This window comes from Lentilactobacillus kefiri, assembly GCF_007989105.1.
Lineage (GTDB): Bacteria > Bacillota > Bacilli > Lactobacillales > Lactobacillaceae > Lentilactobacillus > Lentilactobacillus kefiri.
Map to the genome: position 1 here is coordinate 1 of NZ_BJVK01000047.1, position 13,469 is coordinate 13,469.

The 13,469-nt window shown below is 34.1% G+C and carries 12 protein-coding genes; all 12 read right to left on the minus strand.

What is annotated here, in order from left to right; genetic code table 11:
- Positions 1-157: 157 nt before the first annotated feature.
- Complete coding sequence (locus LKE01_RS10630; RefSeq protein ID WP_056981676.1) at positions 158-1,369, minus strand: phage portal protein; 1,212 nt, start codon at positions 1,367-1,369, stop codon at positions 158-160.
- A gap of 156 nt (positions 1,370-1,525) precedes the next feature.
- Positions 1,526-3,235, minus strand: a complete 1,710-nt coding sequence (locus LKE01_RS10635; RefSeq protein WP_056981680.1) for a terminase large subunit — start codon at positions 3,233-3,235, stop codon at positions 1,526-1,528.
- The gene (locus LKE01_RS10640) at positions 3,228-3,677 is read right to left on the minus strand and encodes a P27 family phage terminase small subunit (protein ID WP_056981684.1); all 450 of its coding nucleotides are present in this window, start codon (positions 3,675-3,677) and stop codon (positions 3,228-3,230) included. The genes LKE01_RS10635 and LKE01_RS10640 overlap by 8 nt, the downstream gene beginning before the upstream one ends.
- Before the next feature lie 237 nt (positions 3,678-3,914).
- The gene (locus tag LKE01_RS12430; protein ID WP_056981685.1) at positions 3,915-4,286 is read right to left on the minus strand and encodes an HNH endonuclease; all 372 of its coding nucleotides are present in this window, start codon (positions 4,284-4,286) and stop codon (positions 3,915-3,917) included.
- A gap of 1 nt (position 4,287) precedes the next feature.
- The gene (locus LKE01_RS10650; protein WP_054769576.1) at positions 4,288-4,623 is read right to left on the minus strand and encodes a hypothetical protein; all 336 of its coding nucleotides are present in this window, start codon (positions 4,621-4,623) and stop codon (positions 4,288-4,290) included.
- Positions 4,620-4,826, minus strand: coding sequence for a hypothetical protein (locus tag LKE01_RS10655; protein WP_054769575.1), 207 nt, complete (start codon positions 4,824-4,826; stop codon positions 4,620-4,622). Before LKE01_RS10655 ends, LKE01_RS10650 begins: the two co-directional genes overlap by 4 nt.
- Positions 4,827-5,974: 1,148 nt before the next feature.
- Positions 5,975-6,643, minus strand: a complete 669-nt coding sequence (locus LKE01_RS10660; RefSeq protein WP_056981687.1) for a hypothetical protein — start codon at positions 6,641-6,643, stop codon at positions 5,975-5,977.
- Positions 6,644-7,338: 695 nt separating this feature from the next.
- Positions 7,339-8,913: an Ig-like domain-containing protein gene (locus LKE01_RS10665; RefSeq protein ID WP_057961354.1), complete on the minus strand. Its 1,575-nt coding sequence runs from the start codon at positions 8,911-8,913 to the stop codon at positions 7,339-7,341.
- Between the two features lie 364 nt (positions 8,914-9,277).
- Positions 9,278-10,132, minus strand: coding sequence for a replication initiator protein A (locus tag LKE01_RS10670; protein WP_056981672.1), 855 nt, complete (start codon positions 10,130-10,132; stop codon positions 9,278-9,280).
- A gap of 316 nt (positions 10,133-10,448) precedes the next feature.
- Positions 10,449-10,940, minus strand: coding sequence for a hypothetical protein (locus tag LKE01_RS10675; RefSeq protein ID WP_054769571.1), 492 nt, complete (start codon positions 10,938-10,940; stop codon positions 10,449-10,451).
- Positions 10,941-11,746: 806 nt separating this feature from the next.
- Positions 11,747-12,052 (minus strand): head-tail connector protein, encoded by a 306-nt coding sequence (locus tag LKE01_RS10680; protein ID WP_054769570.1) that lies wholly within the window; start codon positions 12,050-12,052, stop codon positions 11,747-11,749.
- Between the two features lie 69 nt (positions 12,053-12,121).
- On the minus strand, positions 12,122-13,469 hold a 1,348-nt coding region (locus LKE01_RS10685; RefSeq protein WP_146979238.1), incomplete at its 5' end, for a phage major capsid protein.

Consider the following 13,469-nt stretch of genomic DNA (forward strand, 5'->3'; position numbering starts at 1 on the left):
ACAATTTCTGTAAATCCACCTAAATCTTTGCTTTGAGAATTAAAACTAATTGCAGTGCCACTAATTGTTTTACTTTGATCGTTGTCTTTATCATCTTGATCTAAAGCACGTAAATTAGTAGCTTTTAAAATAAGTTTCTCGTTATTTTGAATCTTTGTCATTGTTTTCCCCCCTGTTCTTTATCTGTATTATTTGAATCCGTATTATCGTTTGAATACTTTGAAGCGTTCGCACGGTCATAATCGTTTTCACTCAAATTTTCCAACTGGCTAAAGTTGAGCGAACCATAAAATCGGTTGAGTGCTTTGTTGTCCTTGTCTTTATCAGTGTCAATATTAAGCGTCTGTCTTGCTTCTGCCGGCATCATGACGCCGTTCTGAATCAGACTGACAAGCGTCTTAGCTCGGTCACTAAATGAAGCTGGTAAGATATTAGAACGATCTTGTTCGATCTCATAGCCTGGCAACTTATTATTAAGTTCTGATTGAATAGCTTCAAAATATGGTGTTAAGCTGTTCAAAAACATAGTTTTGAGCGATTGGCTTACTGAACTATGTGCGTTCTCAACCCCTAAAAATTCACTGGGCAAGCCGAAAACGGAAGCAACTTTTTCGGAAGCTAAATTATTGGTCTGAATCGCCTTCAAAAGTCCTTCATCAACACTAATCTGTTCAAATTTAATTGAATCATCACTCACGCCAACGCCTGATGAAGCAATCTTCTGAAAGTTTTGTCTTAGATTTTCTTTTGCGGAATCTGATAAATCGGACTTGCTTACTGATATCATTCCATGGATGCCACTCTGGAATACGTCCTTCAATGTTTGAGTTCCGATAGACTGTAATTCCAAACTATCTCGCAAAGCGTACAAAGGTGAAATTCCTGCAATACTGTCTAAACTTAGAATTTTAAAGTGTAGAACTTGTGATACAGGCACATTCTGCGCACTCGTTGAAGGATCGGCTTGATAACGATAGCTAACTTGTCCCGTGGAAGTGTCATAGGTGACGGTCATTTGATTTCCTCCAACAAATTTCAAAGCATGACCACCGTTTTCAATCAAAGCGAATGAATTACCATTGATTAATAGATTAGTTAATACCGAACTCCAAAAATTGAAGCCACTTCTCAAATTGCTTACACTCGGATTATTCAACATCTTTGAAATTAGTGGTGTACTACTGATAAACGGACATGAAGCAACCGTATTACTAATAGTTGATACCGCACTGTATACATCTGGATTTCTTAAAACTGACTTGCCTGCATAAAAGTCTGAATCTCCCGACAAGCTTACCAAGGCGTCCAAAAAAGCGTCTGAACTGTCTGGTTGCGGACTTGTGTCCGTACCGTTGATTAAAAGTCCCATTATTTTCCTCCTTTCTTCTCAATATTTATAATTACTGCTAGTAATACTAGCGTTAAGCCTGATGTGATTAGTCCAAAATTCAGACTTGATAAAAAAATACCTAAATTAAAAAGCACCAAACCCAGGATGAAAAAATAAGTTTGAAGTGCTACCTTATTAAAAGCTGAAATTTTCATAATATTCATTACTCTTTTCATTGTTTACCTCGACTTCTTTCAAATGTAGCAATGTATAAGCGTCAATCATTGCAGCAATTGGATCAATTTTTTGGTTGTTTCTTAGTTTATCAACTCTGATAGCGCCTGTGTTGTTGTAGTGTAGAACTGCGTTCTGTACCGCATATCTTAATAAATGATTATCAGCGACAACAATATTTTTGTTTATAATCGCTTCTCTGAATGCCTTGGTTGGTTCTGATAGCATCTTTTCGTTTTGAGTGACTTCAAATAATGGAATATCACCATGCTTTTCAAGTCGTGAGATAATTGCTGAACCTTGCCACGGGTCATAACAAACTTCTTGAATATCTAAATTATTTTTTTCGATTAAATCAATTATGAATTGATAAACCAAATCATAATCAACCAACCCCGAATCAAGTTTTGAGAGTTCGCACTCACCGGCTTTTTCCAACGCTTCGTAATTAATGCCGTCCGCTTTCATCTTCGTAACAATATCTGTTTTCGTTGACACGAAAGAATATGAATCTGCAAACCATTTGCCACTGTTTAGCTGACACAACCAACTAATTGAAGTAAGGTCATTGGTTGCTGACAAATCTAATCCGATATAGGCTTTTGAGCCTGAAATATCTGGCTTTGGTTTAACAATTGCATTCTGCCAGTCTGAATCAGAAATGAAACTATCGTCACTAGCATTAAGCCAACAATTCATATTCTTAATAATGAAATTTGAAGTATCTTTTGTTTGCAATGCGCTGTCTAAATCTGCTTGTAATTTAGGTTTCAGGACGTCCGAAACTTCTTTGTTGATTAATAGTGGGTTAGCCTTAATCCAATTATTTGAATCAGTAACTTCTTTCGGATTATCTAGCTCCCAAATGGCAATGAAGGTTGTATCTTCTTCGTGCTTGCCGTTTAGAACGTCTGTATAGTGATCGTATAGCTTTTTCATTGCTCCATGCTGAAACTTACCTGTCGTTGAACAGATAGCGCATAGGCTGTTAGGCTCTTTAATTTGACCGCTTTTAATTGAGTTCAATACTGAATCATCTTTCTGCATCCAATATTCATCAATCAAAGCCATGCCTGAAGAAGAGAAGCCGTCTAATGTTTCCGGTTTCCCAGCAACGGCAATTGCAAAACTATCATCATCTAATTTAGTAATTTGTTTCTTTTTAACATCTATCGCACGTCTCAAAAACGGACTTTCTCTTTGAAGTTGTCTGATTTCAGAACTCATCATGTTATAACCTAATTTTGCTTGCTTCAAAGCGTTCGAGACAAACAACACTTGCCTATTCTTCCTGGGCACTCTTTCGAGTAGTAACGCTTGAATTGCTAACGCACTGGCGATGTATGTTTTGCCTGATTTTCTAGCCATAGATATATAAGCGTCTTTAAATCTTCGATAATGATTATCTTTTCTGCGCCAAGCCGCTAAACTTCCGACAATAAATTTTTGGAAGCCTGCCATTTCTAGCTTCGTGCCGTCTGTTTTTGGAATTAAAGAAATAAATTTGATACTTTTGTTAGCTTCTTTTAAGTCAAAATAATAAGGGAAATCATCATTTTCAGAACGTTTACGGTCGTCCAGTTCACGCTGGCAGGCTTGTTTTTGTTTCTTACAAGCGATAATTTTTCCTGATAAAATATCGTTACAATAATTAAGAACGTAATCAGTCATTTTCCAACATCTCGGCTATTGGATCAACTTCATTTGATCCGTTCTGAATTTTGTCTAACAGGCTATTCACTCGCTTATTGTACGAAAGTCCCAACTCACTGATTAAGCTATTTGAGTTTTTGATCGCTTGGTTCATAATTGCAATTGAAGGGTTTTTAACTTTGCCGATAATTAAGCCTTTTTCTTTGATATTTTGTGCCGATAAGGCAATATAATTCATCTGTAGAACCAGTAAAGATAGTTGATAACTATCTACGCCCGATAGGGGGGTGGCGTCTAAATCAATTACACTAACTAGTTTTTTGAAAACATTCTTTTCATGCCTATCTAAAAATGAAGCTGGCGTTAATTCTGTTTGTTGATCTTTTAGAAGCTGTTTAGCTTGCTCCCTGTCACCTTTTTCGATCTTAGAAATATGATTTCTTGTATCTAATTTTTTCACGATTTTAATTACCTTCTTTCTGTGAAAATGTGATATAATATGTAGTTGGAAATACAGAAATTAATCTTAAAAAATATAGAAAATTCTTATATTTCCATAATAAATAATAAAAAAACTAAAAAACGAGCAAAAAAATTTTTTTGAAGTCAAGCGTGTATAAATCGACATGGTCACCGTGCCCCCCTCATTGATTGTGGGGTGTCTGGTGGCTTTTTTTTCGTGCGCATATAGCTATCTCTACTTATTTATATAACTCTTTTGTTCTTGCCTAGTCTTATAATTATGACAACTGGGACATAATGATTGTAGATTATCAAAACTTAATTGTTCATTTTCATCACATAATTTAAGTGGCTTGATATGATCGACACTTGTCGCAAGTTTGTGACGACCATTCCTCAAACATTCTTCACACCACGGGTGACCGTCCATGTAAGCATTTCTCGTCTTTCGCCATTGTTGACTTTGATAGAATCCCCAAAACTTGTCGTTCCTTTTATGTGACTGTATAACTTCATGGGCTTTCTGCTTCTTATGCTTCTCACAATACCTCACGTTAAACGGAATTAATTCCGTACAACCAACGTGTGAACACTCGTGCATAATCATGTTAAGCGCCTACTTTTTTCAAAGTGATTGTGTCTAAGCCGTTCATATCAAAGTCTGGAATAACGGACTGAATACTGTAAGAAACATTATCAATCGTGATCGAGAGACTAGGGTTGCTAATAAAAAGAGAGTTGTGCCGTGTGAAAATAGTGATAGTATTCACTAGTTGGTCGATAACACGAGCTTCAACGTTGACCGTAAACGACATGTGATAATAGCCGAACCTGAAAGTAAGCAACGGTGTTAGCTTGGTATCAAAGCTTCCATATTCACCTTGTGTTTGCTGGAGTTTATTAAGAACGCCAACGTATCTCATTTCATTTAAGTTTGCTTTCATTTTAAGAACGCCACCATATCATCGTTATCTTTTAAGAACTCATCAATCTTATATTTAGTCTCGAACCCGAACGGTTTGCCACTCATGACATTATTAACTGTTGTATTTGAAATTCCGATCATATTGGCTAGTGCTTTCTTGTTCGTTCCGAAACGCACATGCCACCTATACAACATAAGTTGTTCGTTTGTTTTGAACTCCATTATTATCACTCCTTTTATTTTATTTATTTATTGTTTATTTTTTTAAAAATATATGTATATAAAAAAGCCTTGATAAACAAGACTTTACAAGAAAGGTAATTATTATAATATAAGAAAGGTAAACCCAAAGAAGTTGTGGAAACATCTCACTTGGTGAGTATGTAGCGGAAGGGTGAGTTTTTGCACTCACCGAAAAAAGAAATTTGAAAAGCGAAACTCGAAAAACGTAACACCGAAGAAAGAGGTGATAAGAGACTTTCTGGTGTCAACGTAACGGCTCACTAACATATCGGCGTTATCATAACCGTTATGTATAAGGACAAAGTTTTCCGCCTTTGTCCTATGTTTGAAATCAAAGCCAAAAATAGTTTTGCATAATTTAGGATTAACTATAATCCAAGGTAAGGTGCATTTCTCGTCCCCTACAGCGAACCGTAAACCAAAAACACGCAACCATTTACTGCCTCCATTTTCAAAAGAAAAAAAAGAATTTTTTAAAGTAATAAATTTAGAACGTTTAATTTTTGTCTTTCGACACGCTCTATGTATTGTACTCACTTAAGGGTTTTTCGCCACCAATATTTAAAAAAAACATTCTAAAAGCCTATTGTATTGTTTAAAATGGTGTCATTATTTAAAATTAATTTATCATCTTACATATAAGGTGAAACTAGCCCAAATCATCTTAAATATTGATACATTTTAAAGGAGATATGGACACATTAATTTAAAAATATTTTATTATCTTACACTAAAGGGAAAAGTGTGTCGATTATAGGTAAAAAACACCCTAAATCTGCCCAAAAGTGCACGTAAAACTTTTTACTAAATAATTTAATATCTCTCATATAAAGCTAAAAGACCCCATTTAAGCCATGTTATTTTTAAAAAATAGGGAAGGTTGGGAAAATATATTTTAACCCTTCTCATCTAAGATAAAAATGTGTCTCTTATGCTCAAAAAGCACCTAAAAAGTGGGAAAAACTGCTTGTAAAACTTTTAAAAATAATTTAATACCTTATATAATAAGTCAAAAAATTGGCTTTTTTGGTGGAATATTCAGCAAAATAACCCCACTTTCACCAAAATTTATTTTTTTTACGTATCAACACCCCAAATTAAGGGGCATTGTTGTTACTCTTTTACGTTTATAATTCAATCATTTCATTCAAAATTTCATTACTTTTCCGGTTTTCAGCACTCACATAATCATTGAATTGAATAATATTCTCGTCTACATAACTAGCCATTCCAGCAGTAACGTAATGAGTATTTTTTTCATCGTCTTTCGGTAAGATTAACTTACAGTTTGTAATACTGTTCAAAACTTTCTTCTTGCCTTGAACCCTTTTATAAGCGATTATGACTTTCAGTCCACGATGTTGTGATCTCATCAAATTTGAATTAACTTTGTGAGTATCAAAATAAAATTTTCCTAAATTCTCACCATTTTTATCACACAACTTTATTCCTGATTTTCCAGTAAATCCATAAATAAAACCTTCGACAACTCTAGTATCGTTTTTTTTATTCATATATTCCTCGTGATCTCTTTTCTTAGAATCAAACATTTCACATTTGTCATTCTTGAAATAGCACCTATACACATTGTGAGAATTTCTTTTTTGATAATCCTTTCTTGCATAACAAGCTCCCGAATATTGTTCAAAAATTCCATCACAATATTTTTTGAAGTCTACAAATTTAACAGGCTGTGATTCAACTTTTTTGTACAAGTTAAACAGATGTGTTTTTGAAATTAATTTGTCATCTGATTTAAAACAATAATTATTGACAAACTTTTCTAAATTATTCAAAATATTCTTCCTTTCAATATTTGTATCTTGATAATAATGTTGCTTTTAAATTGACACAAGCTAATGTGTCTCTTCTTTTTGAAACGAAGTTCTCTGTATCTCAATGGTATCAATGCTTTAGAGAACCTATTTTTATTTTTTATAAAAGAAATTCATAGTTGACAACTTTTTACGAGGTCATCATAAGCCGGGTGTTAATTTTGAGAATGCTGTTATATCAACGTTTATTCGTAGTTGACACTTTTTGCCACTGTACAGCCAGCACGACGACTGAGCGCCACCCTGTCTATTTTACTAATTCACTTACTACGTTCATAACTAAAATAAAAAACTTAGAACCGTCAAGTCAAAAGATTACCAAATATCTCAAAAAATAAAAATCAATTTTTTTCGATTCTCACTACGTTCGAAAGTCAATCATTCAATTATCAATTTAAAAATAATAATTCAAAAAATAACAACTTAAAAAGTAATAATTAATTTATTTAAAAATAGAGTACCTTAATGAACGAACGTAGTGAGTGAATTTAGGTACTCTCTACCCTCTCTACTCTTTGGTTCTTTCTTTCTCTAAATTATGACTATCTAACTCATATTAATATCAGGCCAATAATGATCACAAACTAATTATTTTGCTTATAAAATAAAAAAGCACCATGATCTAACGATCACAGTGAATTTAAGCTATTCTATTATTAATCTTGCTGATTCTCTAATGTATCAATTTGTGCCTCCAAAGAATTAATTTGATTATTTAAATCATTGCTTTGTTTTGTTAAATCGCTTAATTTACTCTTCAAGGCATTATATTGATCTAGATATTCTTGAGCTTTTTTTAAATAACCAGCTTGACCACCAAAACCAGCAATCGTTTTAGTCATAGAATTATAATCACTGATTTCTTTATTAATTCTTTCAATCCACTCATTGTCCTGTTTTATTTTACTAGTAACTACATAATAATCATCATCACTTGAATTAAGTTTATTTAATTTTTCGGTATCAGTAGCTAAATCATTGGTCCGATAAGACAAGCTTTCTTTTAGTTGATCTATGCTTTCGCCAGTATTATATTCATCCAACTTTTCTGATGATGGAATATCCTCATTTTCATTAGGATCACTTTTGTTTATAGATGTTTCAACTTGTGCCATATTTTGATTTATTGCCGATCTTTGTTTATCTATAGTTTGAATTTGATCTTGTAACTCTTTAATCTTTTTCTGATTGGCAGTTGGAGCAGGATTACTATCATTTGAATCATCGTGCCAGCTTCCATCACGAAACTTCCAATAATATATTCCTGTTGGCGTGTATTCATTCCAATACAAACCGTTAAATGTCTTTACATTAGATTTTTCTGGTGAATAATTAGCAAAGTAACTGCCGTCCTTGTAATACAATTGATTACTACTGTTGTCTGCATCAAGTTTAGTCACATCGCCCTTATCAACAAATAGCTTTTGCCCATTATATTCAACTGGATACAGTCCCTCAACTGAGTTATTTACCCACGTCTTAATCGTATGTATTTTATCCGTCTTGCCAAAAACTCTATCTACTGAGTCGCTTCCGGAATTTCCGTCAGTATAAAGCATTACCGATCCATCATCTACATACATATTTTGGCTTGTACCCGACCAATAATCTTTGTTCTTATCATAGGAGTCTGAACCATCTTCTGTACCGCTATCGCCATTAATAATCGTAGTAGTTGCTTGTTGTGGCTTATTTTTTAAATCATTTAATTGCGATTGTAAACTTACAATTGTATTCTGCAAGTCATGAATTTCATTTTGATAATTATTACTTTGAGCTTGATCTGTTGTAGTTGCTTGTTGTGGCTTATTTTTTAAATCATTTAATTGCGATTGCAAACTTACAATCGTATTCTGCAAGTCGTGAATTTCATCTTGATAATTATTACTTTGAGCTTGATCTGTTTTTGTAGAGGCGTATAAAGCCGTAACAGTGTATTTTTTAGCTGCAAAGCCCCGTTTTGTAGCTTGAATCGTATACTTCCAACCATTTTTAATTGGTACTTTAAGGGTTATTTTAAAAGCACCCCTTTTAGAGGCTGTACCCTTACCTAATAAAGTCTTATTATGTAAAACCTTAATAGTTGCTAATTTAGTAGTTTCACCATTAACACTCGTTTGATTACCTGTAATTGGATTTACCTTCAAACTAACGTGATTAGACTTGGCAAGAATTGGACTGCTTAACAACAACGCACTTAACCCGACGCTCATCAAAATTATTTTTTTCATAATTAACACTCTCCTTATAAATAAGGATAACGCTAATTATGGTAAATACTATATTATCTCCAATGATTTTTTAGAGCATGTATTCTAAGCTCGTTTAAGCCGTTCTATCTCACTCACGTATATTTATATTCAAGTTATTCTAAAACGTCTTAGAACGTCTCTTATGGCTTTAAATTAGCATGAATTAATGAAGCTAGAAATGCAATTAAGATTATCTCAACTGATAACAAAACTAATCCTAAAAATATTGAAAAAAACATATATTTTCCTTTCCAGCTAATTTTGTTTAACTTAGGTCTACCCTAATGTAATCACTAAAAAGCATTAATTTCATTAGTTACAATTAAGTGTTTCGGTGACGTTCTTAAAGAACGCTTTCAATATCACGAATACAATAATCATTAACTTTATTCTGAAACATATCCATGAGCGAAGTCATCATATAGCCTTCTGGTCGAGAAGTCTTCTTGTTAGCTGAAACAATAATCCGTTTCAAATCCGTGTCTAGGGTTTCTTGGTAATCCGTGTTTAATTCAAATGATAGGGCTTCCTGGGCATTCTGAATGCTCCTGGCTTGTTTACTGACTGCTGACTTAGCTTTAAACAATAAACCGGCATAGGCATATAGTTTTTTTGGATCACCAAAAGAGAAGGTCTTCATGACGCTAACGGCTTGCTTTGGTAAATGAACCTTCGTCACTAGACTGTTAGCAATCACGTCTAATTCAGCTTGTCGGATAACTTTGTTTTGATCTGGCTTTTGAGTGATATTGGAATCTTTTGGAGAATTAGTCTGTGAACACGTATCATTTGTATTATATGTTATTTGTTTATTTAATTTAGTTCTATGATTAGAAATGAAATTTTCACTTTTCGGGAGTTCAAAATTTGAACTTACGTTGTCGTTATTGGTTTCATAATTGAATTTTGGTAGGAATAGTTTACTTGCTCCATTGAATTGGTGCTTGATAACTAAATAACCTTTGTTAACTAATTTCTTAAACATATTTGTAACGGTTCCTAAATTCAGACCTAACTTCTTAGATAGTTCTGCGCGAGTATAAATGACAAAATGGTCGCCCATTTTCTTATCAAAAAATTCTGGTCGTTGAATAGAACTCTCCATACGATCTTCAAGCATGGACATTAATAAAATCTCGCAGCCTTTTAAATTTTCATCTTCAAAATAATCTTCACTTACTTTAATAAATTGCTTCATAATTGCATATCTCCCTTTATTAGGAGTAAGAAAAAAGGGTAACAAGTTATTTAACTTGAACCCCTTTTAACTTTGCAATTATGTATCACTCTTGCATTAATCCAATTATTTTCATATACTTAAGGAAGTAGGAAACGCATTTCCGAAACCTCTTTCAAAATATATTAATAAAAATTGGCGCTAAAAGGCTTCAAGTGGTACGGTCACTTGTTAGCTGGTTGTAGAAGTCCTGTCATAAACTTCTATAATCAACGCCTTTTTTTCGTACTCGTATTTAATTGACCTTATTATATACTACCTAAAAAATATTGACAACCTATCTAAATAACCGTTTCCAAAAGCTCTCTCTCGTCTCTTTAGAGGGCTTTTCGTTTTGTTTGTTTGTATTTGTATCTGAATCATTGCTATCGCCCTTAGAATCGTTCTCACGGCTTTGTACGGTGTTGCTTTCTAACTTTTTCAATTTATTTTGCACATCTAATTGTAGACGTTGCGACTGATCTAATAATTGTGTGAGCTTGTCTATTTGTTCATTTCTTTTATCAGTTTCATTTTTCCAACGTTCAACTTCCGTTTTTAATTCTTGAATTAATTCCGAATTGTTCTTTGAATTGTTGATGAACTGTTTACTGTTCAAATCTGATAAGTCTTTTTGAATTTTCTGGAATGCTTCTTGATTATATAGTTTTGCTTTTCCTCTAGTGCTGGTTTCTCTTAAATTTAGCTTACTTATACTTCGATATACGCTACTCTTGCTAACGTTTAACTTGCGTGAAATTTGAGACATCGTGAATAATTCTGAATTCATCTTAATCACCTCAATAGAATTATATCATTATTCTGAATTATTTCGGGAATGCTTCTTGACTTAATCTGAATACTAATGAATTATTCACTCGTATAAACAAACAATGCACGAGAATGCGTTTATTTGGCGGCCGAGTTTTCGGCCACGAGATTATCACCGCTGAATTTTCAGCCGAGTGCTTATTACATCATAAAATCTAAATTTTATTAGCCAACAAAAAAACACCACCCAAACTAATGAGTAGTGCTTTTTGATATGCAATTAAAGATGTTATAATGTTTGAGTACAGAAGTTGCGAGAACGGTTGGCATGTATTTCGCCTTTGAGAACGGGTCAAAAACCCTAATCGAAAGGATCTGATAATTATGTCAAAGTGTGAAAAATCTTAATTTTGAGGTATTCTCCGTGAGTATTGCTATGCTGGTCATTGGTACCATTACAATGACGGCTACGGTATTTGGTGTAGTAGTGGCAATCATTGCACTCACCCAAAATAAAGAGTAAGACACAAAAAAAGTTCTCCAAACTTTTGGTCGAGCGGCGAGAACTTAGTTGTGTTTTAATTTAAGTTTTTAGTCGAAAGTCCAACCGTTCTCAAAACGGCTGTATATCAGACCCACGTGAATCCCCATTCACATGGGTCTTTTTTTATTACACCAACATTGTAACACGTATATCGTATGACGTATACCGCATATCGCATATCGTGTACCTTATAAGGTAAAAACTATTGCTCTAACAATTGTCAACAAAAAAACGTCATTCAATTAAGAGTGACGTTTTTACGCATGCAAAACAACATATAATCAATAACTATATTTTAACTGATTGATCACGCAACGCAAGCTATACGGAAAATCTTTCGTTACGGTATCATTGCCACGGTTCTGGTACATGAGTTCAGCTATTGCATTGATAACAACTTTTGCTCGTGAGCTATTAAGTTTTGTCTCTTTATCTTCCTCGTTCAATGTACTTGCTAGATACTCGGTGGCTCCGTCAATATAGCTTTGTAATAGGGCGTCATCATCTTTAATACTGATCGGAATTCTCAATGAATTCTTTAACGTGTCTAATTGTGTCGTTGGTGTCGTGTCTGTTTTCTCTGCCATTTATGAACCTTCTTTCAAATTAAATTATATGTATAAAAAGGCGGTTCACTGACCGTCTTCATTTCATGATTACTTGCCTGGAGTGGAAGTAAGAACCATGTTTACTAAATTACCGTCCAAATTAATTGGTTTTGCGTCTTCACGAACACCGGCAAGAATACCTGTTGACCACGAGTCAAATTGCTGGTAGGTTGCTGAAACTTGTTCACGTTCAAAGAGAACAACCGCCTCACTCAAATCACCAATAATAATTGGTAAACCTGTTGAAGGTGTTGGAAGCAATGTGTTATCAAGGACAACAACCGGAATACCGAACAGAGTGCCTGCAAAGCCGTCTTGTACGTTTGGTTGAATCAGATATTTACCTTCATTGTCTTTGAGAACGTCCAAGTGAGCGAATGAATCAGTATTCAAAAGAACAATCTTATTCTTAAGCCATGGATTAAGTTTGTTTTTAGCATTCTTAATATCATCAAGTGAAGCGACCTTTTGAACGGTTGCAGTATTGACAACGTCCATGATTAGCTTATTGGTCGTGTTCTGAACAAGGTCGCCTAATTGATCTTGAACTTCACTAGCTAAATCAACCGAATTATCATTCAAGAGCTCGTTCGAAACCAACACACGACCCATTCTTTCGGGGGTGTTGAATTGAACAGACTTAATGTTTACGTCTGCTTCTGCTACTTGCGCATTTTCTGCTTTGGTCTGCAAAATTGCATTTGAATTTGTAGCAACTGGATAAGTCCCTTGTGAACTCATGACTTTTTTAACAGTGACGTATTGAGCCAAATTGTAATCACCTTTTGCGGGCGTGAACAATGGTGTTACCAATTGTTGAGGGACAATTGCCTTGCCGTTTGCGTCTGTCGTTGCTAAATCACGTTTTTCACCATGTGACTTGATATATTCCTCAAAATTCCGAACTTCTTTTTGAGCCTTAGTTTCTTCGTTTTCTGGTTTAATAATAGTTTTTTCTGTCATGTTTCGTTTTTCTCCTTTTGATTTTGAGTTGTCTTGTTTGTTATTTTCTGCAATAAAATTTTCGTAACTTCTAGTTGCCACTTCTACATCTGTTGAATTGTAGGCTGGAATTGTTACGATTGAAATTTCAAAAAGTTGGTCAATTTGATTAATGGTTCTAACAATATTTCCACTTTCATCTTCAATCCATGAATCACCGTTATCTGGAACAGTGAAAGCAAAACTCATTGAATTAACAACACCTTGCTGAATCAAATTATAGACATCGCTAACATATGAAACTGATGTGTCTACTGTTGCTTCAAAATTCAAACCATTATCATCTGGTGTTAGTGTTAGGTTAACTCCGTTCTTTGCTAACGGCTTTGACAAGTCGTGATCTAAAACTAAATAAACATTGCTTAAATCTACCCCGTTCAAAGCGTCCGGACTT